Here is a 25603-nt window from a genome sequence, read left to right as displayed (position 1 = left end):
TTCGTGAAGCTAAAGAGAGCATTGGCAGTTGTAGGGGCACTTTGTTTAAGTCTAAGTTCTTAAATCAGCGTGTCTGCTGAAGCACAATCATTGCCAAATAACGATAACTTCAACGTATTTAAAGCCAGCGACATTCGCTTCCTAAAAACCCTTCCCGGCGATCCCGAAGTGGAAAAAAAGAAGGCTTTAAAGGAACACAGCGTGGCAATTGATATTATCAACAAGCATATAAAAGATAATGGTATTCAGATTGAAACCGACCTAGATAACCCAGAATATCAACAATTCGTTAAGTCTCTAGGGGTTGCGTATGGTCTATTTAGTGAAGCCGACATGGAAAAAGTCGTTTCTTTCGTCAAATTCATAGATTTATATGAGAACTACGCAATAAATGACAAGATTAAAGCTTACAAAGATAAACTGGAAAAAAACATGACTCTTTCAGAAGATGAAATCGATGAGTTAATCATCCTTATGCCGATTACTCCAAATGCACCGTCTACAGCAGACAATAAAGCATCGGATTCGGCATCGGTAAGTACCACGGACATATCTGTTGCTGCTAGTAATGGGTATGATAACATTGCAGCGCGAGATTATGCGTATGAATGGTGGAATGGCAGAAATCCAGTGTATTCGTCGTATTATGCTGACAAATATGGATGTAAAATCGATGAGAAATGTTGGAACGATTGCGCTAACTTTGTTTCTCAAGCCTTACACGAAGCGGGAATGAAATATAAATATGGGTCGAACTACCAAGACCCTAAGTCTTGGAGTTTTGGGGTCGTTCCGTCATATACATGGGGCGGAGCACATAATTTCTACTTGCATTGGAGGGACCGCGCAGGTGTAGCTGCTTATGTTTCAGATTTACAAACTGGTGACGCTGTAAATGCAGATTTCGCTGGTGACGGTCATATCGACCACACAGCACTTATCACCAGAAACACGGGTAGTTCTAGCAGCAATAAATATCTAACTCAGCATACTTATGATGCTAAAGAAGTCATTCCTGGTACAAATACTGCGTATACTCTGGCAAAGTGGTACAATGATGGTTACACAGTATTCGGATATGAAATGGATAAAGCTACAAATTGATTTATGCAGAGAATTCACCGTCGTTTCTTGGGCGACGGTGAATTTTTTGAAAGATAATAAATAATTGAGATGGAAAGGGACGGTGAGGTTCAACTCATGAAAAATCCGTGGAAGATTGCTTTTTTTGGCTTAGCTGGCGTGGTGATTCTCGGTGTGACAGCGGTCGTGCTTTTTGTGAATCGGGTCGGATTTGACAATCTAAAGCTGCTGTTTACGTTGAATCAAACCGATAGCGACTACCTCATGCCGGTGTACATCTTGAAAACAACAGATCAACCAATCGTTCCGGTCGCAGTCACCCCGGAAGGGCATGGCATATACCTGACGGACAAACGACGCAGCTCTGATGTTCTGGAACTTCTGAAGGAGCGAATGAACAAGGAAGGCTGGACCTACGACACACAAATGGGCAGCGGTTATCTGTTTACAAAGGATCAGCAGAAAGTAATGGTGGAAACAAGAATATGGAACAGTGATTACGTCAGAATCACCGTTCCAGGCAATGTTGTAACGATTGCGGATTAAATAAAAAGGCGGCTCAAACGGGTCGCTTTTTGTTTTTCCATCTCGAAACGCTTAGGGACGGGAAAACAGGAGGGGGGCACATCAACGAATCCCACGCACTTATTTCTCTAGCAACGAATGCGACCTGACGAATGTTTTGATCCACGCTGGGAAAGAATAAGGGCAGTCTTTTGAGATCCCTCCTCAATGATCATTCTCGTGCACTGACACATCGTGGTATGGACAGAAGAAAGGAGGGGGCATGTTGGACCGCAAGTGGTTCCGAAAATCCAAACTGCTTCACCATCGTCAGCCGTCCACTTCTCAACAAGATACGCTTACCACGGATTTTCAAGAAAACCTGCGGGTTCTTCGTTCCCTATACACCAACTGTTCGGATGTGATCTTTCGGCCCTTTTTGATAGGGGGCAAGAAGAAAGCGGTGATTGTCTACATCGAGGGGCTGTCCAACATCGAGGAGATCGACCGGAGTGTCCTTGGGCCACTCATGGATGATGCAGGCGGAGCAGAAACCACCGTGCGTGCGATTTTTGAAAAAAAGGTAACGGCTGCAAAGGTGAAGGAAGTGAAGACTTTCGCCGACTGCATCGAGCAGATTTCGAGCGGCAATCCGGTGCTTTTGTTCGAACAGGAAAACAGGGGACTTTCGTTGGGACTGGCCAAGTGGGAGAAAAGGTCGGTTGAAGAACCCGTGGCGGAATCGGTATTGCGGGGACCGCGGGAAGGATTTACCGAGACCATGACGGTGAATACCTCTCTTTTGCGGCGAAAGATTCACAGCCCCCAACTGAAAATACTGTCGCTGAAAGTGGGACGCTATTCGCGGACCCAGGTCATGATCGTGTACATAGAAGGGCTTGCGGACAAGACCTTGATTGATGAGGTGAAAAATCGGCTGCAGCGCATTGACATGGACGGCGTCCTGGAATCCGGGTATATCGAGGAAATGATTGAAGATAATCCGCTGTCCCCGTTTCCGCAGGTGATCAATACGGAACGCCCGGATGTGGTCGTGGCGAATCTGCTTGAAGGACGGGTGGCCATCTTGCTGGACGGCCCCCCCTCTGCCCTGATTGTTCCGGCAACCATGTTTTCTTTGCTTCAAGCGGCAGAGGATTATTATCAACGGTTTATGATTGGCACCGCGATCCGCTGGCTGCGCTACATGTTCTTTATCATCTCGTTGCTGCTTCCTTCGCTGTATGTTGCGGCGATCACCTTTCACCAGGAAATGGTGCCCACCACGCTCTTGATCAGCATGGCACGTTCCCGGGAAGAGATTCCGTTTCCGGCACTGGTGGAAGCGCTCTTTATGGAGGCTACGTTTGAAGCGCTGCGGGAAGCAGGGGCCCGATTGCCGAAACAAGTCGGCGCTGCCGTCAGTATTGTCGGATCGCTGATTATCGGGCAGGCGGCGGTCACGGCTGGTATCGCTTCCTCGCCGCTGGTGATGGTGGTGTCGATCACGGGAATCGCTTCCTTCTCGGTTCCTCGCTATTCCGCCGGCATTGCACTCAGACTTCTGCGCTTCCCGATGATGTTTCTCGCGGGAATACTGGGATTGCTTGGCGTTATGCTTGGAATCATCGCTATCGTTGTGCACCTGTGCACGCTCCGCTCCTTCGGGGTTCCCTACCTGACACCGATGGCCCCGTTAATTCCACGTGACATCAAATACGTGCTGATCCGTCTGCCGTGGTGGAAGATGAACACGCGGCCCCGTTTAACCGGAGACGAGAACAAACACCGACAAGCTCCCGGGCAGAAACCAGGTCCGACCAGAGGAACAGAATAGGAGGCAGGCCGATGGGAAAGAGGCTGCTTGAGGAGGAAAGGGAAACATGATCGAGAAGGGCAAAATTTCCGCATCCCAGATGGGCATCATGATGTATCCGACAATCGTGGCGACGGCGCTGCTCTGGATTCCGGAAGCGACGGCGACCAAAGCGGGGCGTGACATGTGGATCTCGCCGATTTTGGCGTCCCTCGCCGGCTTTCTTACCGTGTATGTGGCGGTCCGGTTGAACAAGATGTACCCGAAGGAGACGATCATCCAATACAGTGAACATATTGTCGGCAGGATTCTGGGAAAGTGTATCGGGTTTGTCTACCTGCTCTTTTTTCTGCAATTGGAATGGATTGTGATGAGAGAATATGGGGAGGTGATGGTGGGTCAATTTCTTCCCAGAACCCCTCTGATTGTGATCCTTGGCTCCATGCTTCTGATCTGTGCTTTCGCCGTTCGCGGCGGATTGGAAGTATTGGGAAGGGCCGCCCAGTTCTTCGTTCCCCTTTTTATTCTCGTGTTCGGTGCAATCACTCTCCTGCTCGTTCCTGACCTGGAGCCGGAAAACATGCTGCCTGTCTTGGAGAAGGGAATCCTGCCGGCCATCCTGGGAGCGGTTGAACCGCTAAAATGGTTCGGCGAATTCATTGTCATCTCCTTCATGCTGCCCTTTTTGACAGACCGGGAAAGAGGGATGACATGGGGAATGATCACCGTGATTGCCACGATGGTCACGATGGCAGTGATCAATCTCGTCGTCCTTTGGTTGTTTGGGGAGATTACCACCAGTTTAACCTACCCGTTGGTGGAAGCGGTACGGTACATCAGCATGGGAGACTTTCTCGAACATATCGAGTCGCTGGTGATGACAATCTGGGTGGCGGGGACGTTCGTCAAAATCGCTGTGATCTATTATGTGCTTGCGCTTGGTACCGCCCAATGGCTGAATCTTGCTGATTATCGCCCCGTCGTATTTCCGATCGGTATGCTGCTGATTGTTACCTGCATTTGGCCGACCCCCAATTTGGCGGATTTGGCCGTTTATCTCAAAATCATCGCCCCGATCATCGGCATCTTCATCCAAACACTCTTGCCGCTGCTGCTGTTGATCATTGCCGTCATCCGAAAGCAGGTCGCCAATGGGGGTAGAGCGATGCAGAAAGGGTGAGCGAGAAGGCCATCCCCGCCTGCTTTTTTACGTGAAGACCGCTCACCCAAAAAAGGGGGACACAGAGATGATCATTCCTGGTTGGCGAAGACTATCAAGAACACTCCTGCCCCTCTTCCTCTGCGGAGCTGTTCTGCCGATTGCCGGCTGCTGGGACAGAAAGGAGATCAATGATGTACTGCTTGTGTCGGCAATCGGCATAGATAAAACGAACGAAAAGGTAGAGCTTTCGGTTCAAATTGTCGTTCCGAAAGCCACGGGTGGCGGCCAGCAGTCAATGGGGGGCGGAGGAGGCGGAGGAGGAGGCGGAGGAGGCGGAGGAGGCGGGGGAGGAACAAACCCGACCTTTGTCAATTCGGCAACGGGCACAACGATTGCCGATGCGATGGCGAAGCTTCAGGAACAGATCTCGCGGAAGATCTTCTGGGGGCAGCTGAAGGTTTTGGTCATTGGGGAAAAACTGGCGAAAGAAGGCATTCGCGAGCACGTGGATTACCTCGCACGCCATCCGCAATCCCGCCTGCGGATTCATGTGTTTGTCAGCAAGGGGAAGGCGGCCAACATTCTGGAAGTGCTTCCTCCTCTCGAAAAATCTTCAGCGGAATCAGCGCGGGAGTTGGCCAACCTGCAGTTCGGGATGAACAAGACGATGAAAGAGCTGCTGCAGATGTTGAAGGGAGAGGCAGGAGCGGCTGCCCTGCCCCGGATTGAAGAAGTCCCGCCCAAAACGGGAGGCGAGAAAGACCACACCACCTTGCGCTTGAACGGTACAGCGGTGTTCAAGAAAGGTAAAATGGTCGGATACGTCAACGACGAGCTAACCAGAGGGATTCTGTGGGTGAGAAACGAGATCAAAAGAGCGACGATTACCATTGAGCCAAAAGAGGCGAAAGGCCATGTTTCACTCGAACTGATTCGGGCGAAAACGCAGCGAATTCCCCACATTGAAAAGGGAACCTGGAAAATGACGCTGAAGGCCGTGGCAGAAGATGATGTGGTGCAAAACGCCGCCAATCTGGACTTGTTACAACCGACCGTTATCAAAATGCTGCAGCAACAAGCGGAAAAAGACCTTGAAAATCGGGTGTACATGGCCCTGGAAAAGGTACAGAAAGGGATGAAGGCGGACATATTCGGTTTCGCCGAAGCCTTTCATCGAAAATATCCCAAGCAGTGGGCTGCGGCGAAAGATCGCTGGGATCAGATCTTTCCCCACGTGGAAGTGAAGGTTGACGCCAAGGTGTACATCCACAGACCCGGTCTGTCCACCGAACCCCCGGCCGTACCGGAGAACGAAGTGCACAAGTAGAAGAAAACGGGGTGTCGCATGGAACGAATCCATTGCCTGCACGCTGAGCCGGCCTACAAGCCGGTTTTTTTTCATTCTCGTACGTTTGCTCCGCCTATTCAAACGACCGTCTCGCCGGCCAGGAGCCCTGCAGCTTGCGAATCTGCACGATTTGGCCGGTGTGAAAGGCGTCGTGCAGGACGAGGCTGAAGACGGATTGGGCCAGCGGCACGGCGGGCAGCGGACGGTCGAGCGCGTCGTCCTCCGCGGATGCCAGCCATTCCCCAATCTGCCGGTGCACCGATTCCATGCGGGAGAGGACGGCCTGCCACGCGTCGTCGTCATCGGGGCCGCCGGCGGGCGTAAAGGTGTCGTCGTTGGTGCGGGCGGTGTCGGCGAACGCCGTTCCTTTCAGGCGGTGGAGTAACCGCTCCTTGTAATAAAGCAGGTGGCTGACGTTTTCCCAGATGGTGTTGGCCGCTTCTCCCGGCGGCCGCCAACTGGCCTGCGCGGCGGTCAGGTTGGCGAGCGCGTCCTTCAGCGGCGGGTACCAATCCTCCTTGTCGTACGTGCACGTCCATGCGTGGCGAAGCAGGTCCAGGCGATCCATGTGACTCCTCCTTTTTTTGTCCAAGGGTCTGTTCGGACGGTATAATGGCGGTGACGAACATGATTGGTTTGTAACTACCTAAATTGATTATGACGGTTACAAGCACATGATACCAAATGATGGGAACGAATTCAAGCGTGCGTGCATCGTTTCGCTGCTTTTTCCCATGATGGAGGGTGGATCGTGGAGTGGCTCTGCATTGACTTTCTCAACAGCGACTGGAGGGACTGGCGCGGCTCGGGCAGGAGGGAAGACCGGTTGGACAAGGCGGACTGGTGGGCGTACGTTCTCCGCAAGTGGAACCTGGAGGCGGCCGTACCGCCTGATGCCCGGACGCGTGCCGCCCTGGGCGAGCTGCGCGACCGGATGAGGAGGATGGTGGAGGCGCTGGCGGCCGGGGGGACGCCGGAGGAGCGTGACGTGGAGGCGCTGAATGAGGCGCTGCTGCTGGTGCCGTCCCATCTCCGGCTGACAGGCGAGGCACAGGGGTACCGGCTGGAACAGGTGACCCCTGCTGAAGGCTGGCCGCTGGTCATCGGGCGGATCGCCGCCTCTTTTGCCGAACTGCTGGCAAACGGGGACGTGCGCCGGATCAAAATCTGCGACAACCGGGACTGCTGCTGGATCTTTTACGACGAGAGCCGCAACCGGGCCCGCCGCTGGTGTGACGACAAGATGTGCGGCAACCTGATGAAGGTCCGCCGGTTTCGCGAGCGGCAGAAAGAAAAAGGGGGAAGCTGAGGAGGCTTCCCCTGAGGCTTGTTCCTATCCTTTCACAAACACCGTCTTGATCGCGGTGAAAAACTCGATGGCGGCCTGCCCCTGCTCGCGGGAGTGGGAGCTGGACTGCTTCATGCCGCCGAACGGGGCCTGCAGTTCCACACCCGCGCTCTCGGCGTTGATGCGCACCATGCCGGCGTCCATGTCGCGGATAAAGGCCAGCATGTTCCCGATGTCCCGGGTGAAGATGGAGGCGCTGAGTCCGAAGCGGGAATCATTGGCCACCTGCAGCGCTTCCTGCAGGGTGTCCACTTTTATCAGCGCCAGCACCGGGCCGAAAATCTCCTCCCGGGCGATGGTCATGTCCGGCGTGACGTTTTCAAACACAGTCGGCTCCACGTAAAATCCGTGTTCGAGGCCGGGCGCGGTCACGCGTTTTCCGCCGCACAGCAGTACGGCTCCTTCTTCGAGCCCTTTTTGGATGTAGCCGAGCACAGTCTGCATCTGCCGTTCGCTGGCGCACGGTCCCATCCAGGTGTCGGGAGCGAGGCCGTCGCCCACTTTCAGCGCGGCCACCCGTTCCAGCAGCTTTTGCTTGAACGCGTCGTAAACGGCGCTCTGGACGATGACGCGGCTGGTGGCCGTGCACTTCTGGCCGGTGGAGCGAAGACCGCCGCTCACGGTCGCCTCCACGGCCAGATCGAGGTCGGCATCGGCCGCGACGATGACTGGGTTTTTGCCGCCCATCTCCAGTTGGTACTTGGCTCCCCGGGCGAGCGCTCCCAGGCCCACCTGCTTGCCCACCTGATCGGAGCCGGTGAACGTAACGGCGGCGATGCCGGGATGATCGACGATTCCCTGGCCGATGACCGAGCCCGCGCCGGTCACCATGTTGACGACCCCCGGGGGCAGCCCCGCTTCGTCCACGCATTCCATCAGCTTGGCGGCGGTGACGGCGGTCTCCTGCGCCGGTTTGAAGACGACCGTGTTGCCGTAGACGATGGCCGGCGCAATTTTCCAGATGGGAATGGCAACGGGGAAGTTCCAGGGCGTGATCACGCCCACGACGCCCAGCGGCACACGGCTGGTAAACATCAGCCCTTCGCTGTCGGTGGAGGGGATGACGTCGCCGATTTTGCGCATGCCTTCCCCCGCGTAATAGCGCAGGATGGCCACACCGCGGGCCGTCTCGCCTTTTGCTTCGGGCAGCGTTTTGCCCATCTCCCGCGTCATGGTCGCGGCGATGTCGTCGAGATGCCGCTCCAGCACGTCGGCCAGGCGGTACAGGTACTCGCCGCGGGCGGGACCGGAGAGCTTCCGCCAGGCGGTTTGCGCCGACCGGGCCGCTTCCACCGCTTGGTTCAGATCCTCGGCGGACGATTTTTGTACGTATCCGACCACCTCGTGCCGGTTGGCCGGATTAATGCTCGCCTCCACCTGGTTGGACGCGGACGGGCGCCACTCGCCGCCGATGTAGTTCTGGTAGGTTTGCGCTTGTGTATGAACGCTCACGATGATTCCTCCTCTCAATAAATGGCTGAAAATGGGAAACGGCCGCTAGAACGTGGGGCCGATCCGCCAGATGCCGAAGTCGTGCTGCTTCAGGATTTCCGCTTTGGTCAGCTTGCCGGAGCAGACGCGGACCAATTCGTCAAAAATCCGCTGTCCCACGGATTGGAGCGTTTCCTTTCCTTCGATGATCGTGCCCGCGTTCAGGTCGATGTTGTCCCCCATTTTCTCGAAAATGGGCGTGTTGGTGGCGATTTTGATCACAGGGGCAATCGGCGAACCGGTAGGCGTGCCGCGGCCGGTTGTGAACAGCACCACCTGCGCTCCTCCGGCCACCATGCCGGTCAGCTGCTCGATGTCGTGTCCGGGCGTATCCATCCAGACCAGGCCTTTCTTGGTCGGCCGCTGAGCGTAATCGATCAGCTCCTGCAGCGGCCGGGTGCCGGCCTTGTTGGCCGCGCCCAGGGACTTTTCCTCCAGCGAACTGAGGCCGCCCTTGATATTGCCTGGACTGGGGTTGCCGGTGCGGATGTCCACGCCCATCAGGATGGAGCGCTGTTCCATGGCGTGGATCACTTCGTAGACGCGCTTGGCTACTTTGTCGTCGACGGCGCGGTTGGCCAGCAGATGTTCCGCGCCGATCAGCTCCGTCGTCTCCGCCAGGATCGAGGTGCCGCCGAGGTCGACGATCATGTCGCTGACTACGCCTACGGCCGGGTTGGCGGACAGACCGGAACAGGCGTCCGAACCGCCGCATTCCGTTCCGACGATCAGTTCGCTGAAATCGCACGGCTCCCGCCGCAGGACGGACGCGTCCTGCACCATCTTGGCGGCTATTTTTGCGCCCTGCGCGATCGCCATCAGCGTTCCGCCGTGATCCTGGATGGAGACCAGTTCCACCGGCTTGCCCGTCTTGGCGATTTCCCCGGCCACGCTCCGCGCCTGATGCGTTTCACAGCCGAGGCCGAGGACGACGACGCCGTAGACGTTTGGATTGGCTCCCATTCCAACGTAGGTGCGAAACGTCTGCTCGTAGTCGACGCCCACCTGGGCACAGCCGTGCTGGTGGATAAACGAGACGGTCCCCTGCACCAGTTCGGTGATCTGCCTGGCCGCCTGCACGGCGCATGTGATCGTAGGCAGAATCAGGACGTGATTGCGCACGCCGACGCGGCCGTCCGGACGGCGGTAGCCCCAAAAGGTCGTGTCATGCTTCATGGGCGATCTTGTCTCCTCTCCCGCGTTTTCCTTCCAAATTGTGCACATGGACGTGTTCGCCGGGGGCGATGTCACGGGTGGCGACCCCGATGACCTCCCCGTATTTCACGATGTCCTCTCCCTTTCCGATCGAGCGGACGGCAAACTTGTGCCCGAATTCAATCGCATGCGGCAGCGTCACCGTATGCTGCACGTCCAGGCAGGCGACGGTGACGCGGCTGTCTGCCGGAATGGGTTCGAGGGCCGTAGCCACGTTGTCATGCGGCTGCATCATGATGGCGCGATAGGCGGACATGGACAAGCCTCCTTTCCGTATGCAAAGCGCAGGGGATGGGGATACCGGGATGTCGGGGCGCAAGAAGTCGACGGGATGGCATGTTCGGCAGAACGTCCCGTTTGTTTGATGATGTAAAACAACATCCGACAATATCGGATTGGAGTTGGCAATTTTTATGATAGGGCAAGAGGAAAAGTAATTGCAACCGTTTTCTGAATAAAAAAATTTTTCAAAAGAAGATGATTGTTTGAGGAGAAAATCGTGTGCTATGATGAGGGTAATCATTTTACAAAACCTGGTTTATTATACAAAACCGATGGGCACGACAGGAAAGGCGCTGGTTGTTCATGGACAAGAAGTACTGGGTACCCGCGCTGGAGAGAGCCAACGACATTCTGCACCTGCTGGCTGCGGAACCGTCGCGGCTGCGGCTGATGGATCTGGCCAACCGCTTGAAGATCAACAAAAGCTCGATGTTTTCCCTGCTGCACACGCTGGAGACGCTGGGGTGGGTGGTGAAGGAAAAGGGGGGGACCTACGCGCTGGGGCCGACGCTGGGGGCGCTGTCCGCCTCGTACTTCCGCCAGTTCCACATCCTGCAGGCGTTTAACGCCGAAGCGGGCGCATCCGTCCGGCGGGTAAACGAAACGGTGCAGCTCTCCGTGCTGAACGGCCGGGACATTATGTACCTGGCCAAGGAGGAGTGTTCCGGCCCGCTCCGGGTGGCGACGGATCCGGGCATGAAGCTGCCCGCCTACGCCACCGCCATGGGGAAGGTGCAGCTTTCCCGACTGGATTACGCCGAATTGAAAGCGCTCTATCCCGAGTACCGGCTGGAGCCGAGGACCCCGCACACGGTCCGCGACGTCGATCAGTTGTGGGCCCAGCTTGCGCAAATCAGGGCGTCGGGTTACGGCAGCGACGAGCAGGAAGCGATGACCGGCTTTTTCTGCGTGGCTGCCCCGGTGTTTAACCACGACGGGCAGATCATCGCCGCCGTGAGTTTTACCATGCTGGAGAACAGTTGGATGGAAAAGGCGGACGCGGCCCGGGACGAAATCATCGATCTCGGCAGGCGGCTTTCCATGCGCGCCGGTCATGTCTTTTCTCCAGGATAAAGGATTGCCGGAAAGGGGCGATTGCATGAGGCTGAAGGGAAAAGTGGCACTGATCACGGGCGGCGGCTCGGGGATCGGGAAGAGCACTGCGCTGTTGTTCGCGCAGGAAGGGGCGGCCGTGGCGGTCAACGACGTCTCCGCGGAGAGCGGAGAGGAAACGGCCCGCGAGATTCGGCAAGCCGGCGGTGAAGCCGTGTTCCTGCAGGCGGACGTCACTGACGACGGGCAGGTGGCGGCGATGGTGGAACAGGCGCTCAAGGCGTTCGGTGCCATCGACGTGCTGTTCAACAACGCCGGGATCTCCGGAGTGGGCGCTGTCCACGAGACCAGCGAGGAGCTGTGGGACCGGGTGGTGGCCGTCAACCTGAAGGGCGTCTTTCTGCCCAGCAGGCACGTCCTGCCCCACATGATGGAGCGGCGGGCAGGCTCGATCATCAACATGTCCTCCTGCATCGCCGAAATCGGGCTGATGCGGCGGGCTGCCTACGCCGCCACCAAGGGCGCGGTCCTGGCCCTGACCAAATCGATGCAGGTGGATTACGCCCCGTACAACATCCGGGTAAATGCGCTGCTGCCCGGCACGATTCTCACCCCGTTCGTGGAACAGTACCTGCAAACGTCCTACGACAACCCCGACGAGGCGCTGGCTGCCATCAGGAAACGGCAGCTTACCGGCGAACTCGGCCGGCCCGAAGACGTAGCGAAGGCCGCCCTTTTTCTGGCGTCGGATGAGTCCCGCCTGATGATGGGATCACCCTTGTACATCGACAGCGGGGTCGTGTTTGGAAAAATGGCATAAGACAGACGGAGGGAACCACGATGAAGCTTTTGACCTTTTATGCGGAGCGCGGCCTGGCGCTCGGCGTCAAGACGGACCGCGGCGTACTGGACGTAACGGCGTCGGTGGAGCGGCACGGAGGAGCGGAGGCTGTACCGCAGACCATCCGCCGGTTTCTCGAGGGAGGGGAGGAGGCGTTTCAGGCGCTGGCGGCCCACGTCCGCCGCATGGAGTCGGCGGGGGAGCCGCAGTTGTTCCTGGACGAATCGTCCCTGCGCTTCGGGCCGTGCGTGCCGGAGCCGGGCAAGATCATCTGCGTCGGACTGAACTACCGGAAGCACGCGGAAGAGTCCAACATGGCCGTGCCCGAATATCCGGTGCTGTTCAACAAGTTCAGCAACACGCTGGCCGCCCACAACGACGAGATCACGCTGCCCGCGGAATCGCAGCAGGTGGATTACGAGGCGGAGCTAGCCATCGTGATCGGCAGGCGGGCGAAGCGGGTGAAGCGGGAGGAGGCCCTCTCGTACGTGGCCGGGTACTGCAACGCGAACGACCTGTCCGCCCGCGACCTGCAGATGCGCACCAGCCAGTGGCTGCTGGGCAAGAGCTGTGACGGCTTCAGTCCGCTCGGCCCCTACCTGGTCACCTCCGATGAGGTGGGCAATCCGAACGATCTGGAGATCAAGTCCATCGTCAACGGCGAAGTGCGGCAGCACTCCAACACCTCGGACATGATTTTCCCCTGCGACGAAATCGTCCACTACATCTCCCGGTACATGACCCTGGAGCCGGGCGACGTCATCCTGACCGGTACGCCGGAGGGCGTGATTCTCGGCTATCCCAAAGAGCGGCAGGTGTGGCTGAAGGACGGGGACGAGGTGACGATCGAGATCGAAAAGCTGGGCCGTCTCACCAACCGGATGAAGCAGGAGGCGTAATCCGGGGGAAAAGCCTGTGCAGCAGCGACAGAAAACCGGACCTTCAGAGGTCCGGTTTGGTGTGCAGACAAAGTGACTGCTGGGAGGAGAAGCACGTTTCCGGCTTCCGCTCCGTGCTCGCCCACCAGGGAAGCAAAAACTGCACGCTCCGCACCGCTTTGCGGGGGATCGCCAAAGTCGTATCGCTGCGCAGCCCATTCCAAGGTGGCGCTCCTTTTTTCCGCAAATCGCTGCTCCGCTCGGTAGGGCTCACAAGTCGCTCTGCCTGGAAACATGCTTCTCCTTCGATCCAATTGATTTGTCTTCAGTCTGAACCAACCGGACCTGCAGAGGTCCGGTTTTTACCTGCGCTAATTGGTATCCGCCGCATCGTCCGAATCATCCGAGCCCGAAGTACCGCTGCCCGAGGAATTGTCCGTACCCGACGTGCCCCCGCCCGTCTGGTTCGTTGCGTCCGGCGCGGTCGAGCCCGCAGGCTGCGATTCGTCCACCTGATTGTCGTCGATGATGATGATCTGTCCGTCTTTTTGCCAGTCGACCGTGGCCTCCAACTGCTCGCTGATGAACCGAATCGGCAGGTATAGGCTGCCGTTTTTCACCACGGGAATGGCGTCGGTCGTGATCTTGTTCCCGTTCGTTTCGACTTCGTTTTTGTTCACATGCAGCGTGATCGTGCGGTCCCCGCGGGTTACGGTGACGGCGCCAGCGGCCTCATCCCAGCGCACATCCGCATCCAATGCCTCGCGGATGACCCGCTCCGTCACGAGAGCTCGTCCGCCCACGATAAACGGCGCCTGATCCATCGTGAGTTCCTCGCCGTTGACGAACGTTTTGACATCCGTCACGTTCGCCTTGGCGTACAGTTGGCCCAACTTTTGAAACGGCTCGGTATCTCCGGGCTGGTAGGTTCGCTCCAGCAGTTCTTTTTGCACCTCGATCGCCTGCGGCAGATCGGCGATGTCGACGAGCGCGTTGACCAGCTCCTCGTACGTGGCTGCCACCTGTTCCGTCACCTCGGGCGCGTCTTTCAACTGCTGACGAAGTTCGTTCAGTTTTTCCGCGGACTGCACCGCTTCCTGGACACTCAGGGTGGTGGGGGACTGATCGGACGTGGTTGCGGGGGAGGTTGTTGTATCGCTTTCGGTTTGAGAGAGAGTGTCCGCTGTCGATTGGTCATCTGTGCTCGCCGATGTGTCAGAGCCGGCTTCATCCGCCGTCCCGGCTGCGCCGCCGGCGGCATTCTCGCCCTGCACATCGCCATGGGCCGCCGTATTCCGGTCCGCAAGTCCTTCCGTTTGCGCCAGCGCTGCGGGTACGGCGCCCAACATCAAGGCAGCCGTGAGAGAGGCCGTTACGATCTTTTTCATCAGTGATCCTCCTCCTTCTTGCAAATGATGTCGACGTATCGCGACAGTGTCATTCTACCAAATGCTGCTAGACGGAAAATGATCGAATAGACCAAAAATTTTATACAGCCATGGTCCTTCGCATGCCGGCTCAAACCGGGGCAGGCGCAGGCACATCTTCACCCGAACGCGTCGGTTCAGTCCCATGTTCGTGATCGGTTGGTACGATGCAAAGCTGCACGCGGTCGCCTAAAAATGGAAGGATGGCGCTGTTCGTTGGGGGTGGAGACGGCGGAGGAAGGGCGGAAAAAACGGTCGAAGGGTCCGCCCGTCGATATTCCGACAAAGCTAGGCCAAATCTCGTGCAGGCCCGGACCATTTTGAGGCGAAGCAACAAATTTGTTCCAAAAGCAGTCTTTTTCTGGGAAAAAAGCAACCGCACCGATGTCGACAATCGGTGCGGTTTGGCGTGTTTAGGAGAAAACGGACGGATTCAACAGATTCTCGGGCCGCTCCCCAAACAGGCCGGCCAGCATGTTGCGCGCCGCTTTCAGCGCCATGTTTTCGCGCGTTTCGCGGGTGGCGCTGCCGATGTGGGGCAGGGTCACCACATTGGGCATGCTCAGCAGCGGATTGTCTCTGGACACCGGCTCAACCGCGTACACATCCAGTCCGGCGCCGGCGATGCGCCGCTCGGAAAGGGCGTGGATCAGCGCCTGTTCGTCGACGACGCGTCCGCGGGAAGTGTTGATCAAAATCGCATCCGGCTTCATGAGTGCCAGTTCCCGTTCGCCGATCAGCCCGGTTGTCTCCGGAGTCAGCGGGGTCATCACCACGACGTAGTCGGAGCGGCGAAGGAGATCGTCCAATCCAGCGTATTCCGCGCCCAGTGATCGTTCCGCTTCCTCTTTGCGGGTACGGTTGTGGTAGAGAATGCGCATGCCGAAGCCTTTTGCCCGACGCGCCACTGCTTCGCCGATCCTTCCCATGCCGACGATGCCGATGACCGCGCCGTGCACGTCCTTTCCCAGCATCAGGCTGGGGAGCCACTCGTTCCACCGTCCGTCCTTGACATACCGATCCGCTTCCGGGATGCGGCGGGCAGCCGCCATCAGCAGCGCAAACGTCAGGTCGGCGGTCGTCTCGGTCAGCACGTCCGGCGTATTGGTCGCCATAATGCCGCGGGCGGTCAGTTCGTTCAGATCGAGGTTGTCGTACCCGACGGCTATATTGCTGACGATTCGCAGGCGGGGAGCGCGGTCCAGCACGTCCGCGCTGATTTTATGGCGAGAGTAGATCATCAGTCCATCCGCCTGTTCCAGACCGGCGAAAAACGCGGCGTCGTCCAGCTTCTCCTCGATGTCGCGGTAGTCCAGCGTACAGCGCTCGCCGAGCATGGCTAACGCGCTCTCCGCAATTCGGTGGGGGATAAAGATGCGCGGTTTTGTCACCACATACCACTCGCTTTCCTAGGATCTCGCCTGTTTGACGGCCTCCGTAAACTTACGGGCGGTTTCCGTCAGTCTGGACAGGTAGGCCTCGCTTACTTCTTCCTTGAAGCTGACCAGGGAACCGCCGACGCCAACAGCGACGGCTCCGGCGCGGATGTACGCGGCGGCGTTGGACAGGTCGATGCCGCCTGTCGGCATCAGCGGAATGTGCGGCAGGGGCCCGTGAATGTCCTGCAGGTAGCGAGGGCCGACCACGTTGGCCGGAAATACTTTGACCACGTCGGCACCGTGCTCGTACGCCGTGAGGATTTCCGTCGGAGTGAGCGCCCCCGGAATGCTGATGACGCCATACCGCTTGGTCAGGCGGATCGTCTCGGGGTGGACGGTCGGTGAAAAGATGAAGGATGCGCCCGCCATGATCGCGGCGCGGGCCGTCTCCGGATCAAGAACGGTACCGGCCCCGACCACCACCCTGTCATCGAATGCATCCTTCACCTGCTCGATCAGCGTGAGTACTTTCGGCGTCTCCACGGTGATTTCCAACGTGGTGACACCGCCCTCGTAGAGTGCCTGGACGACCGGCATGATTTTGTCCGGAGTCGCCCCGCGAATAACGGCGACGATGCCGCTGTCGATGATTTTGTCCAATACACGCATGGCTGCTCTCCTCCCATGATTAGCGTATCACTTCTTCATTGGGCTCCTCGGCGAACCGCTTCAGGTCGGCCCGCTCCGGCAGCCCTTCCACGTCGCCGTTCACCATCGTGACGATCGCGCCGACGGCATTGGCCCGTCTGACCGCGTCGGCCATCGGCAGGCCGTCCAGTAGACCGGAGACAAACCCGGCGGCAAATCCGTCTCCCGCGCCTACTGGATCGACGACGCGGTCCACGCGGTAACCGGGGATGTATTCGTCCGTCTCCCGGGTAAAATAGTGGGCTCCTCCTTCCCCCAGCTTCAGCACCACCGTCTGCGCGCCGTGCTCGAGAAAGCGCCGACCCAGCTTCAGCGGATCGCTTTCGCCGAACAAAAACTCCCCTTCCGACAGGCCGGGCAGGACGATGTCCGCTTGAGCCGCAAGGGCCAGCAGCGTCTCGCGGGCCTGTTCCTCCGGCCACAGCTTTTTGCGCAGATTGGGGTCAAACACCACGGTCAATCCGTGCTTTTTCGCCAGCGTGATCGCCGCCTGGGTCATCGCCCGGCAGGTGTCACTGAGCGCGGGCGTAATGCCCGAGACGAACAGATACTTGGCCTGGGCCAGGTACTCTTCGTCCAGATCGCTTGGCGTCATGCGGCTGGCGGCTGACCCTTTTCGGTAGTAATAGACGTTGACGTCGTTGGCGCCGCGAATCTCCTTGAAGTAAATTCCGGTGGGGGCGTCCGGGTCCAGCCGGACGCGGCTAACGTCCACGCCTTCGCCGCGGACGAACGCGAGCAGCGCTTTGCCCAACTCGTCGTCGCCCACCCGGCTGATCCAGCCGACGCGGTGTCCCAGCCGGGCGAGCCCGATGGCAAAGTTGGTCTCCGATCCGCCGAATTTTCGCGAGTACGTGTGGGCATAGCGCATGAAACCCGTGGTTTCCGGGGTGAAAAGCACCATCGTTTCTCCAAAAGTGACTACGTCCATCTTGGTTTCCTCCAAAGCAGCGTTATTGATAAGCGCGTTTCCACTGCTGCCATACGGCTTTCACGATCGGAGTGAGAAGAGTAATGGCAGAGAGCAGCAGGAGAACCAACGGGATCGGGCGCGTGTAAAAAATGTCGTAGCTGCCGTTGGAAAGCGCCAGCGCACGGCGGAACTGGCTTTCCGCCATCGGACCGAGAATCAGTGCCAGTACGATCGGGGAAGCGGGGAAATCGTACTTTTGCATGAAGTACCCGACTACACCGGCGACCGCCATGATGATGACATCGAAAAAGCTGTTGTTGATCGCGTACGAACCGACGATGCAGAGCACCAGAATGATCGGCGTCAAGATTTCCCTGGGGATTTCCACCACTCTGGCGAAATAGCGGGCGGCGAACAATCCCATCAGGAGCATGATGACATAGCAGATGATCATCCCGATGAACAGGGTGTAGACCAGGTCGCCGTTGTTCTTAAACAGTAGCGGACCGGGCTGCAGTCCTTGCACCATCAGCGCGCCCAGCATGACGGCGGTTACCGCGTCGCCGGGAATCCCCAGCGTAAGCAGCGGCACCAGCGCGCCGCCCGTGCAGGCGTTGGCGCCCGATTCGCACGCGGACACGCCTTCGATCTTCCCTTTGCCAAACCCGTCCTTGTCTTTGCTGAACCGCTTCGCTTCGTTGTACGAGACAAACGCGGCGATATCCGCTCCCGCGCCCGGGATAATCCCGATAAACGTGCCCAGGCCGGTGGAGCGGAGGATGGTCGGGATCAGGCGGCGAAACTCGGCCCAAGTCGGGAGAATCTTCTCGATTTTCACCTTCACTTTCTCTTTTACGTTCATCTCCGAAAGCGACTTGAACGCTTCTGATGCGGCGAACAAGCCGATCATGATCGGAATGAAGGGGACGCCGTTGATCATCTGCTCAATCCCGCCCGTGAAGCGGGGGAAGCCGAGAATCGGGTCAAGCCCTACCATGGCCAACAGCAGCCCGACCATCCCGGCGATCAAGCCTTTGACCAGAGATTTGCCGGAGATGCTGGCGATGATGCTGAGACCGAAAACAGCCAGCGCAAACGTTTCGGGCGCGCTGAATTCCAGCGCGATGTTGGCCAGGATGGGAGAGAGGAACATCAAAATGACGATGCTGAGCGTTCCTCCGGTAAACGAGGAGAGTGTGGCGACGCCAAGCGCCTTGCCGGCCATTCCCTTTTGCGCGAGGGCGTAACCGTCCAGAGCGGTGGCGGCTGCCGCCGGCGTACCCGGCGTCTTGAGCAGGATGGCCGTAATCGAACCGCCGTACACCCCGCCGAAGTAAACGCCCGACAGCAGCAGCAGTCCGGCCACCGGCTCCATGCCGAACGTGAGCGGCAGCACCAGCGCCACCCCCATCGTCGCCGTCAGCCCAGGAAGCGCTCCGACGATGATGCCGACCGCCACCCCGACAATGGACATCACCAGCGCGAAAGGGTCTGTGAAAATGTTGCTCAGCCCGTTGAGAAACAAGTCCAACATGCGGTTCCCTCCTTACTCGAAGAATAGGCCTGCAGGAAGGGGAACCTGCAGCACTTTTTCAAAGACGAGATAGATAAACAGCGTCACCAGTACGGCCACAGCGACGGTCGGCACCGGCTTGCGGTAGCCGAGCAGCCACATGAACCCCAAGAGAAACACGGGCGTGGAGAGAAAAAAGCCGCATAGGCAGATGAGTGCAAGAAACGCAAAGGTACAGACAAAACCGAGCAGCGTCTGCTTCCAGGACGTCTGTCCCGTTTCCTCGTCTCCACCGCCCCGACGGCGATATCCGGAAGCGATCAGGATGAGTGACAGTACGAGCAGGATGGAGGCGATCAGCCGGGGGAAGAAGCCCGCACCCACATCCGTGTCGCCGACAGACGGGAAATTTCCTGCGGTGATCCACGTGGCGACGGACAGGACGATCAGAAGCAAACCGACAAAGATATCAACCTTCTTCACGAGTGACCCTCCTAGGCAAGGGCGGGTTATGGGAAACACCGCGCAATCTACGGGACACGGGCTTAGCGGTTACCCGTGTCCGAATTCTCTTACTTTTTCAAGCCAAGATCGGCAACAAGTTTGGCAAACAGTTCGCTGTCCCTTTGAATCGCCTCTTTGAAGGCAGCATCATCAGCGTAGGACACGCCCAGGTTCATGTTGTCGAGGACATCGGTAAAGGCCTTGTCTTCCGTCACTTTTTTGGCTGCCTCTTTCAGTACGGCCACCACGTTGTCCGGCGTATCTTTCGGCACGGCGAGGCCTCTCCAGGTGCCGATCGACAGATCCAGGCCTTTTTCTTTCAAGGTCGGCACGTCCTTAAACTTCGGCAAGCGTTCGTCGGCCATCACTCCCAGCATTTTCAACTTGCCGGCCTGTACCTGCGCCGCTACCTCTGCCGGGCTTACGGATACCGCTTCGATGTGACCGCCAAGCAGGGCGGTTACGGCCGGATTGGCGCCGTCAAACGGGATGTGGCTAAACTTGGCGCCGGTTTTTTGCTCCAGAGCCGTGGCAGCCAGATGCCAGATGGCACCCGTACCGGAGTTGCCGATGCGTACTTTGCCCGGATTTTGTTTCGCGTAGTCGAGGAATTCTTCGATGGTGTTCCACGGTGCGTCGGCGCGTACGGTGATGGCCGCCGGGTCGGCGTTCAGCCGGGCGACTGGTTTGAAATCGTCAGGGGTAAAGGCAGCCAGTCCCAGCAGCGGAAGCGTTGTCATTTCCACGGTAACCAAGGTGACCTTGTAGCCGTCCGGCTTTGCTTTGCTTCCTTCGCTCATGCCGACGGCCCCGCCGCCACCGGTCTTGTTCACGACCCCGATCGGCTGCGGCAGCACCTTTTTGGCCGAATCGGCAAATGCACGGGCGACCGCATCCGTGCCGCCGCCGGCCGCATAGGGAACGATGAGTTCGATTGGCTTTTTCGGGTAGTCTCCCTCGCCTGGGGAGCCATTGCCGCCGGACGGCGATGCCGCATTGTTGGAGCCGCAGCCGACGAGGGCGGCGATCAGGGCGGAAGCAGTCAAACCTGACAGGAAGCGTTTCCAATTCATATTGTCATCCTCCATTTCGTTTTTTGTTCCTCATTAAGGAACATCGTTCCGTAACATGCTGAAAAAATTACCCTCGGTATCCAAGGTGTCTGGAAATTTCCCGAGCGTAAAAAACAACACGATCCTTGCAAAACGCCAGCTTCTCTTCGTTCATCCGCATCGTCGGGCCGGATACGCTCACCCCAGCCACGGCTTCCCCGTTGTGATTGAGAATGGGGGCGGCAACGCAGCAGATGCCAGGTTCATGCTCTTCCCTGTCGAGGGAGTAGCCGTTGGCCTTGATCTCCTGCAGATGGACGAGCAGGTCATCCAGGGACGTGATTGTATTCTCCGTGAACTTTTTCAGTCCGCGCTGGGCGGCGATGCGCCGTACCTGCTCCTCCGGGAGGTAGGCGATGATCGCCTTGCCGACGCCGGTGCAGTGAACCGGTGCCCGTTTGCCGATCAACGAGTACATGCGAATGGTGTAAGGGCTTTCAATTTTCTCAATATAGACGACTTCTCCGTCCTCCAGGATTACCAGATGGGAGGTTTCCCCCGTTTCCTGCACCAACTGGTTCAAGATTGGCTTGGCGATCGTGCGGATTTCCAGGGATTGCGTCACGATCGATCCCAACTCGATCAGCTTCAATCCCAGCAGATATCGTTCCGTAAGCGGATCCTGCCTGACGTATCCCTGGTTTTTCAGAGAGGTCAGCAGACGGTGAACCGTACTTTTTGCCACATCCATGCGGTGGGCCAGTTCCGTAATGCCCAAGCCGTCGTTATGTTCCTTCAACAAGTCCAGGATGTACAGCGCCCTGTCAACGGACTGAACCGAAGAGGCATCGCGTACAGTTTTTTCCATTTTACACCTCCTTGTCGGTGTTGTTCTTCATTACGGAACATTGTTCCTTTTTTATATTGTCTGAATTCATCTTAATTTTTTTCGAGTACGTTGTCAATGAAAATGATCCGTGATGCAGACGGACGCGGTGATTGCGACATACTACCTGACAAGGAAAACTCATACAGCGAAACGAGGGACGCATGTGACCAGGAGGATAAAGCGTTGGGGATTGGTTCTCGCCGCGGCGGTTGTGCTGCCGGCTGCGGCTGCCGCGTGGTATTTTCAGCCGTACGAGGCGGACAGCGCCGCGATTCGCGCCATGCGGGACGGGGAAGGCGTGTCGGTTGCGAAGAAGCACGGTTTGATCGTGTTTGAAGGGAGCGAGGTGAGGCCGCCCGGCATCATCTTGTACCCCGGCGGGTTGATCGCGCCGGAAAGCTACGCGCCGCTGGCGAGGGCGTTGGCCGCGTCCGGACGGCGGACCGTAATCGTCAAGATGCCGTTTTACCTGGCCGTCGCCGGTGTCGACCGGGCGGATCGGGTGTTGGCCGCCTATCCCGGCGAAGCGTTTGTCATCGGCGGCCATTCGCTTGGCGGCACAATGGCTGCGCGCTATGCGGCCAGCCATCCCGGCCAGGTGAGCGGTCTCTTTCTGCTCGCGGCGTACCCCGACAAGCAGGGAAACGTGCGCCATGCCAATCTGCCCGTGCTGTCGCTCATCGGTTCGCGCGACGGCATCGTGGACAGGGAGAAATGGGAGCAGGCCGCTCAATTTCTGCCGGCCGACACGGCCTACATCACCATCGAGGGGGGAAACCACACCCAGTTTGGCAGCTACGGTCCGCAGAGAGGGGACTACCCTGCCGCCATCCTGCCGCATGATCAGTGGCAGCAGACAGCCTCCATCCTGGATGGCTGGCTCAGAAGGCTGCCGCGTTGATCAAAACAGCGCCTCTCCCGCATCCCCGTCCCCAATCCGCCCTGTCTCGTACGGCGGAGAGATGATGCCGGAGACGACGCCGACGATGCGGATGTTTTCCGACGGCAGGACGAGCGGCGCGACTCCCTCCTTGGCGGCGGCAAACACGCACTCCACCGGATTGACGTCGGCGGCAATCCGTACGATGTACTGCCCCTCCTGCCTCACCAGGACAGGCCTGCCCCGCACCGGCTCCAGAGAAAAGTCGGCGATCAGCAGGGCGTCCCCCGCCCGGATCCCGATGTTTGCAAGCCCGCCGTCCCGCATGATCAAGGCGAAACGGGCCATGTGGTAGCTGGCCGCATGCAAATACGGCATCAGGGAAAGCTCCTCATCCTCCAGCGGCAGCTCAAAGAAACGGGTGCTGTAGGCATCGCCGGCGATAAACACACGCTTCATTCCACATCCTCCTCTCGTCACCACGCAACGGGATACCCTTTGGCGTACAGTCTGTTGAGAAAACGGTCAAACCGCTTGTGGGCAAAGTCGAGCGGCACGCGGAACGTCCGGGCCAGGTAGAAGGGCGCTTCAAACCGGGTGCAATGCCCGATCAGCGCGGTGAACATGTAGTACGGCATCAGCAGGTGTTCGGCGAAGTGATTGGCCTGGGCCTCCTGCCAGTCAATCATCAGGTCGCTGCCCAGCGGCTGGACGCCCTCGTGCAGCAGCAGATGTCCCAGCTCGTGGGCGATTTTGACCCGCCGCGCGGGCTCGTCCAGCCGCTCGTCGACGGCGATCACGAAGCGGCCGGCTTCCGCCGGATGCCGGTGGGCGCGGCTCCGCCCGCGGATGCTGCGCAGCTCGATGCCGTAGCTGGCGCACAGATCGGTCAGGCGGATCTGCTCGGGACGCTGGATTCCGTGGTGCCGCAGCAGCAGGTAGACACGTGATTCCAGCCACGTCTGCGGCTGGCAGATATCGGATACGAGGGAGTGCATGGGAACCTCCTTGATACGGAACATATGTTCGTTTTGTGGACGGAAAGAATGCCCCGTCACGGGGCTACTTTTCCTTTTTGATCTCCTCCGTGATGGCGTACAGGGAAGGAGAACGGCTTTCTTTTACATGATGGGGCTTCATTTGCTTTTTCAAATCGTACCAGTATCGGCGAATCTCTTTTTTCTCTTCTTCGGACGCTTCCAAATACCCGTCGAGAAAATAGTAGTCGTCAGGATCGTCGATTTTTTCCTGAAGCAGCTCGTCCAGTGTCCGCTCGCGCCTCCGGTCGTCTGCGGCGGAAGGGGGAAGCGGCTCGTCCACTCGCCCGAGCAGCCAGTCCGTCGAGACGTTCAGAACGTCCGCCAACTGGGTCAGCATGTCATTGGGCGGCGAGCTGTGATTGTTTTCGTAGTTGCTGATCGTTCCCTTGGTCGTCCGGACCTTTTCCGCCAGTTCTTCCTGCGTCAGTCCTTTAGCCCTGCGGGCCGTTCGCAAGCGCTGGGACAGCATGGACCATCCATTCCTTCCTGTAAGTTAGGTACAAATATATTGTACACAAATGGAGATAAATAGGAAACATGATATAAAAATTTTGTACTTTTACGTTGACATACAAGACTCTTGTACTATATGATGTGAATGTCTTCTAAATCTAGGAACATATGTTCTTGTTTGGTTGTTGCAGTTATCCATATTTTTCCTACTAATGTGAAAGGATTGGTGCAAAGGGGGAGGGTTCCGTTGAAACAGTGGCCGTTGACGGAGGAAGAATGCCGCAAGGTGCTGCGCCGGATCGCTTGGCGCATCCAATATCAGGCCAAGAAGTACAGAAAGCGAGAATGCCTGGGCGCCGAACGCGTTGTGACCCTGGCTTCCGTGGAACATGACTTGTCCGCGTTGTACGTCCGGGAGATGTTGGCGGAGATTTCGTCGGACAAGGGAAGGTGGGTCGTTCAACGCGTGATCCTGCACGGGTATACCGAAAAGGAAACGGCTCGCGAGTTGTCCATGACGCAACAGGGGGTGCACAAATGCAAAACGAAAGCGCTGCACCAGCTTCGCACGTGTCTGCAGCATTTGAGCGGATGATGGACGAGGCCAGAAAAGGGAACAACGAGGCGCTGCTCCAGCTGTTGGAATGGTTTGAGCCGGAGATTCACGCGCTCGCCAGGTTTATCAAAATGCCGAAAGAAGACAGCATCCAGGAGATCAAGGCGCAGTTTATCGCGTTTATCCGCGAGGGAGACTGACCGTACGGATGCTCGGACAGCTCGGTTTTGATCTTCCGGTATACGTCATAAGTCTGACCGATCCGAGTATGGACGGCGGACAAGCCTGTCGGAAAAAGGCTGCTTAAAAAGCCCATTTCCCAAGAAAGAACCGGCTGCAGGAGAGTCGGTTCTTTCTTTTTTCGGTTGCATGGCGGTTGTTGGTTTGTACGTGTTTTTTCCTTCCAGAGTGAAGGGGAAAACAAAACAGGCAGAGAGGCTGGGGATAGGCCTCGTCTACCCTGTATCCCTTTTGTTTTCTCCTCCATCCATCTGAACTGAATGGGGGATCTGGAAATGGGAAGTTTGCAATCATGCGGACCGTTCGACTGCGCGAAATACGGTTCCCGCACCTTATACAACATCACGTCGTCCGCCATCCAAAAATGGCTGCCGCAGGCGAATGCGGCGGGGAAAGCTTACGGCATGAACCCGGCCACTCTTTTGGCGCTCGCCTCTGTCGAAACCAACGGTAACCCGACAGCCATTGATCCGACCGGTTCGACGTATGGCATTGTGCAAATCGGCAGCGATCACTTGAACGCGTATAATTGCGCCCACGGCACATCGTATACGTTGAACGACCTTATTGGCAAGGGGAACATCGTGAAGGACACGACCACCGCCGTACAGGTATCGTTCAACATTCTCGCCCAATACCTGAAAGCCATGACGACCAAAACGAGCAGTTTCAAACTGAGCGCGACGGGATGGAACGGGGCCATGTGCGGATACTCGGGCTCCATTGCACCGTACGGCAGCGGCTGCGGCAACTGGCCCGTTCCCACCAAGGCGTCCGGCTATGGTGAAGCGGCTTACAAGCTCGCTTCCGCTTACAGCCCGTGGTGGATCAATCCCAATACGGGTCAGGCCAGTTCGTTTTACTTCGGTGATTTGCAAGAAGCACCGAGCGGGGCTCTACCCGTCTACACGACGGTTTGTTTTGGGCCGTAAGGAAAACGCAAGGCCGGGAACTGATGTTTCCCGGCTTTTCTCCTCACGAAATGGAGGGGAGAAGATGAGAAGCCTGCGTTCAATGGTACGCCGTTG

General features: G+C 57.8%; 28 protein-coding genes. 13 read left to right on the top strand and 15 right to left on the bottom strand.

Annotation, left to right across the window (positions count from 1 at the left end; genetic code table 11):
• The first annotated feature begins 69 nt into the window (after positions 1–69).
• The 5 genes from M516_RS0103495 (at position 70) to M516_RS0103475 (ending at position 5892) form a co-directional block, all read left to right on the top strand.
• Positions 70–1104, top strand: a complete 1035-nt coding sequence (locus tag M516_RS0103495) for an amidase domain-containing protein (RefSeq protein WP_152523337.1) — start codon at positions 70–72, stop codon at positions 1102–1104.
• A gap of 96 nt (positions 1105–1200) precedes the next feature.
• A complete protein-coding gene (locus M516_RS0103490; protein ID WP_029097904.1) occupies positions 1201–1629 on the top strand; it encodes a hypothetical protein in 429 nt (142 codons plus the stop codon).
• Between the two features lie 241 nt (positions 1630–1870).
• Positions 1871–3424, top strand: coding sequence for a spore germination protein (locus M516_RS0103485; protein ID WP_029097903.1), 1554 nt, complete (start codon positions 1871–1873; stop codon positions 3422–3424).
• Between the two features lie 46 nt (positions 3425–3470).
• Positions 3471–4583, top strand: a complete 1113-nt coding sequence (locus tag M516_RS0103480) for a GerAB/ArcD/ProY family transporter (RefSeq protein ID WP_029097902.1) — start codon at positions 3471–3473, stop codon at positions 4581–4583.
• A 67-nt stretch (positions 4584–4650) separates the two neighbouring features.
• Positions 4651–5892, top strand: a complete 1242-nt coding sequence (locus tag M516_RS0103475) for a Ger(x)C family spore germination protein (protein WP_029097901.1) — start codon at positions 4651–4653, stop codon at positions 5890–5892.
• Between the two features lie 94 nt (positions 5893–5986).
• On the opposite strand, the gene M516_RS0103470 is transcribed toward M516_RS0103475, so the two are convergent.
• Positions 5987–6481, bottom strand: a complete 495-nt coding sequence (locus M516_RS0103470) for a DinB family protein (protein ID WP_029097900.1) — start codon at positions 6479–6481, stop codon at positions 5987–5989.
• A 183-nt stretch (positions 6482–6664) separates the two neighbouring features.
• Here M516_RS0103470 and M516_RS0103465 point away from each other — a divergent pair, with 183 nt between their 5' ends.
• Positions 6665–7222: a CGNR zinc finger domain-containing protein gene (locus tag M516_RS0103465; protein WP_029097899.1), complete on the top strand. Its 558-nt coding sequence runs from the start codon at positions 6665–6667 to the stop codon at positions 7220–7222.
• A gap of 24 nt (positions 7223–7246) precedes the next feature.
• Here the strand turns inward: M516_RS0103465 and gucD are convergent, their stop codons facing one another.
• The 3 genes from gucD to M516_RS0103450 are packed head-to-tail and all read right to left on the bottom strand — an operon-like array spanning position 7247 to position 10223.
• On the bottom strand, positions 7247–8713 hold the full coding sequence (gene gucD, locus M516_RS0103460) for an alpha-ketoglutaric semialdehyde dehydrogenase GucD (protein ID WP_029097898.1): 1467 nt from the start codon (positions 8711–8713) through the stop codon (positions 7247–7249).
• Positions 8714–8758: 45 nt separating this feature from the next.
• Entirely contained in the window at positions 8759–9928 is a 1170-nt protein-coding gene (locus tag M516_RS0103455; protein ID WP_029097897.1) for a UxaA family hydrolase, read from the bottom strand.
• Positions 9918–10223, bottom strand: a complete 306-nt coding sequence (locus M516_RS0103450) for a UxaA family hydrolase (protein ID WP_029097896.1) — start codon at positions 10221–10223, stop codon at positions 9918–9920. The genes M516_RS0103455 and M516_RS0103450 overlap by 11 nt, the downstream gene beginning before the upstream one ends.
• 329 nt (positions 10224–10552) lie before the next feature.
• Between M516_RS0103450 and M516_RS0103445 the strand changes: the two genes are divergently transcribed.
• The 3 genes from M516_RS0103445 to M516_RS0103435 are packed head-to-tail and all read left to right on the top strand — an operon-like array spanning position 10553 to position 13042.
• Positions 10553–11323: an IclR family transcriptional regulator gene (locus tag M516_RS0103445; RefSeq protein WP_029097895.1), complete on the top strand. Its 771-nt coding sequence runs from the start codon at positions 10553–10555 to the stop codon at positions 11321–11323.
• 25 nt (positions 11324–11348) lie between these two features.
• Entirely contained in the window at positions 11349–12122 is a 774-nt protein-coding gene (locus M516_RS0103440; RefSeq protein WP_029097894.1) for an SDR family NAD(P)-dependent oxidoreductase, read from the top strand.
• A 20-nt stretch (positions 12123–12142) separates the two neighbouring features.
• Entirely contained in the window at positions 12143–13042 is a 900-nt protein-coding gene (locus M516_RS0103435) for a fumarylacetoacetate hydrolase family protein (protein WP_029097893.1), read from the top strand.
• Between the two features lie 350 nt (positions 13043–13392).
• Here the strand turns inward: M516_RS0103435 and M516_RS22620 are convergent, their stop codons facing one another.
• The 8 genes from M516_RS22620 to M516_RS0103395 form a co-directional block, all read right to left on the bottom strand.
• Positions 13393–14409 carry a copper amine oxidase N-terminal domain-containing protein gene (locus tag M516_RS22620; protein ID WP_051188082.1) on the bottom strand — a complete coding sequence of 339 codons (1017 nt, stop codon included), beginning with the start codon at positions 14407–14409 and terminating at the stop codon, positions 13393–13395.
• A 452-nt stretch (positions 14410–14861) separates the two neighbouring features.
• A complete protein-coding gene (locus M516_RS0103425) occupies positions 14862–15839 on the bottom strand; it encodes a 2-hydroxyacid dehydrogenase (RefSeq protein WP_029097892.1) in 978 nt (325 codons plus the stop codon).
• Positions 15840–15857: 18 nt separating this feature from the next.
• Positions 15858–16496: a bifunctional 4-hydroxy-2-oxoglutarate aldolase/2-dehydro-3-deoxy-phosphogluconate aldolase gene (locus M516_RS0103420; RefSeq protein ID WP_029097891.1), complete on the bottom strand. Its 639-nt coding sequence runs from the start codon at positions 16494–16496 to the stop codon at positions 15858–15860.
• A 19-nt stretch (positions 16497–16515) separates the two neighbouring features.
• Positions 16516–17466, bottom strand: a complete 951-nt coding sequence (locus M516_RS0103415) for a sugar kinase (RefSeq protein WP_029097890.1) — start codon at positions 17464–17466, stop codon at positions 16516–16518.
• A gap of 22 nt (positions 17467–17488) precedes the next feature.
• Positions 17489–18982: a tripartite tricarboxylate transporter permease gene (locus M516_RS0103410; protein ID WP_029097889.1), complete on the bottom strand. Its 1494-nt coding sequence runs from the start codon at positions 18980–18982 to the stop codon at positions 17489–17491.
• A gap of 12 nt (positions 18983–18994) precedes the next feature.
• A complete protein-coding gene (locus tag M516_RS0103405) occupies positions 18995–19444 on the bottom strand; it encodes a tripartite tricarboxylate transporter TctB family protein (RefSeq protein ID WP_029097888.1) in 450 nt (149 codons plus the stop codon).
• 89 nt (positions 19445–19533) lie between these two features.
• Complete coding sequence (locus M516_RS0103400; RefSeq protein ID WP_029097887.1) at positions 19534–20538, bottom strand: tripartite tricarboxylate transporter substrate binding protein; 1005 nt, start codon at positions 20536–20538, stop codon at positions 19534–19536.
• A 67-nt stretch (positions 20539–20605) separates the two neighbouring features.
• Complete coding sequence (locus tag M516_RS0103395; protein ID WP_029097886.1) at positions 20606–21385, bottom strand: IclR family transcriptional regulator; 780 nt, start codon at positions 21383–21385, stop codon at positions 20606–20608.
• A gap of 184 nt (positions 21386–21569) precedes the next feature.
• Between M516_RS0103395 and M516_RS0103390 the strand changes: the two genes are divergently transcribed.
• On the top strand, positions 21570–22307 hold the full coding sequence (locus M516_RS0103390) for an alpha/beta fold hydrolase (RefSeq protein WP_238550900.1): 738 nt from the start codon (positions 21570–21572) through the stop codon (positions 22305–22307).
• On the opposite strand, the gene M516_RS22615 is transcribed toward M516_RS0103390, so the two are convergent.
• The 3 genes from M516_RS22615 to M516_RS0103375 form a co-directional block, all read right to left on the bottom strand.
• Positions 22308–22745, bottom strand: a complete 438-nt coding sequence (locus M516_RS22615) for a hypothetical protein (protein ID WP_051188080.1) — start codon at positions 22743–22745, stop codon at positions 22308–22310.
• 17 nt (positions 22746–22762) lie between these two features.
• Positions 22763–23284, bottom strand: a complete 522-nt coding sequence (locus M516_RS0103380) for an ImmA/IrrE family metallo-endopeptidase (protein ID WP_029097884.1) — start codon at positions 23282–23284, stop codon at positions 22763–22765.
• Positions 23285–23348: 64 nt separating this feature from the next.
• Positions 23349–23795 carry a helix-turn-helix domain-containing protein gene (locus tag M516_RS0103375; protein WP_029097883.1) on the bottom strand — a complete coding sequence of 149 codons (447 nt, stop codon included), beginning with the start codon at positions 23793–23795 and terminating at the stop codon, positions 23349–23351.
• Positions 23796–24026: 231 nt separating this feature from the next.
• Here M516_RS0103375 and M516_RS0103370 point away from each other — a divergent pair, with 231 nt between their 5' ends.
• The 3 genes from M516_RS0103370 (at position 24027) to M516_RS0103360 (ending at position 25507) form a co-directional block, all read left to right on the top strand.
• A complete protein-coding gene (locus M516_RS0103370; RefSeq protein WP_051188079.1) occupies positions 24027–24374 on the top strand; it encodes an RNA polymerase sigma factor in 348 nt (115 codons plus the stop codon).
• Entirely contained in the window at positions 24350–24535 is a 186-nt protein-coding gene (locus tag M516_RS25115) for a helix-turn-helix domain-containing protein (protein ID WP_152523336.1), read from the top strand. The genes M516_RS0103370 and M516_RS25115 overlap by 25 nt, the downstream gene beginning before the upstream one ends.
• A gap of 315 nt (positions 24536–24850) precedes the next feature.
• A complete protein-coding gene (locus tag M516_RS0103360; RefSeq protein WP_029097881.1) occupies positions 24851–25507 on the top strand; it encodes a transglycosylase SLT domain-containing protein in 657 nt (218 codons plus the stop codon).
• The last annotated feature ends 96 nt before the right edge of the window (positions 25508–25603 follow it).

This window comes from Brevibacillus thermoruber 423 (genome assembly GCF_000454065.1).
Classification (GTDB): Bacteria; Bacillota; Bacilli; order Brevibacillales; family Brevibacillaceae; genus Brevibacillus; species Brevibacillus thermoruber.
Note: the sequence above shows the minus strand (reverse complement) of the source record. Positions and strands in the feature narration are given on the sequence as shown.

Bases quoted from the DNA above. Each gene is read 5' to 3' on its own strand.
- M516_RS0103410 (WP_029097889.1), bottom strand. From the start codon at position 18,982: ATGTTGGACTTGTTTCTCAACGGGCTGAGCAACATTTTCACAGACCCT.
- M516_RS0103480 (WP_029097902.1), top strand. From the start codon at position 3,471: ATGATCGAGAAGGGCAAAATTTCCGCATCCCAGATGGGCATCATGATG.
- M516_RS0103400 (WP_029097887.1), bottom strand. From the start codon at position 20,538: ATGAATTGGAAACGCTTCCTGTCAGGTTTGACTGCTTCCGCCCTGATC.
- M516_RS0103380 (WP_029097884.1), bottom strand. From the start codon at position 23,284: ATGCACTCCCTCGTATCCGATATCTGCCAGCCGCAGACGTGGCTGGAA.
- M516_RS0103360 (WP_029097881.1), top strand. From the start codon at position 24,851: ATGGGAAGTTTGCAATCATGCGGACCGTTCGACTGCGCGAAATACGGT.
- M516_RS0103485 (WP_029097903.1), top strand. From the start codon at position 1,871: ATGTTGGACCGCAAGTGGTTCCGAAAATCCAAACTGCTTCACCATCGT.
- M516_RS0103445 (WP_029097895.1), top strand. From the start codon at position 10,553: ATGGACAAGAAGTACTGGGTACCCGCGCTGGAGAGAGCCAACGACATT.
- M516_RS0103395 (WP_029097886.1), bottom strand. From the start codon at position 21,385: ATGGAAAAAACTGTACGCGATGCCTCTTCGGTTCAGTCCGTTGACAGG.
- M516_RS22615 (WP_051188080.1), bottom strand. From the start codon at position 22,745: ATGAAGCGTGTGTTTATCGCCGGCGATGCCTACAGCACCCGTTTCTTT.
- M516_RS0103420 (WP_029097891.1), bottom strand. From the start codon at position 16,496: ATGCGTGTATTGGACAAAATCATCGACAGCGGCATCGTCGCCGTTATT.
- M516_RS0103490 (WP_029097904.1), top strand. From the start codon at position 1,201: ATGAAAAATCCGTGGAAGATTGCTTTTTTTGGCTTAGCTGGCGTGGTG.
- M516_RS0103435 (WP_029097893.1), top strand. From the start codon at position 12,143: ATGAAGCTTTTGACCTTTTATGCGGAGCGCGGCCTGGCGCTCGGCGTC.
- M516_RS0103470 (WP_029097900.1), bottom strand. From the start codon at position 6,481: ATGGATCGCCTGGACCTGCTTCGCCACGCATGGACGTGCACGTACGAC.
- M516_RS0103440 (WP_029097894.1), top strand. From the start codon at position 11,349: ATGAGGCTGAAGGGAAAAGTGGCACTGATCACGGGCGGCGGCTCGGGG.
- M516_RS0103475 (WP_029097901.1), top strand. From the start codon at position 4,651: ATGATCATTCCTGGTTGGCGAAGACTATCAAGAACACTCCTGCCCCTC.
- M516_RS22620 (WP_051188082.1), bottom strand. From the start codon at position 14,409: ATGAAAAAGATCGTAACGGCCTCTCTCACGGCTGCCTTGATGTTGGGC.
- M516_RS0103450 (WP_029097896.1), bottom strand. From the start codon at position 10,223: ATGTCCGCCTATCGCGCCATCATGATGCAGCCGCATGACAACGTGGCT.
- M516_RS0103455 (WP_029097897.1), bottom strand. From the start codon at position 9,928: ATGAAGCATGACACGACCTTTTGGGGCTACCGCCGTCCGGACGGCCGC.
- M516_RS0103375 (WP_029097883.1), bottom strand. From the start codon at position 23,795: ATGCTGTCCCAGCGCTTGCGAACGGCCCGCAGGGCTAAAGGACTGACG.
- M516_RS0103415 (WP_029097890.1), bottom strand. From the start codon at position 17,466: ATGGACGTAGTCACTTTTGGAGAAACGATGGTGCTTTTCACCCCGGAA.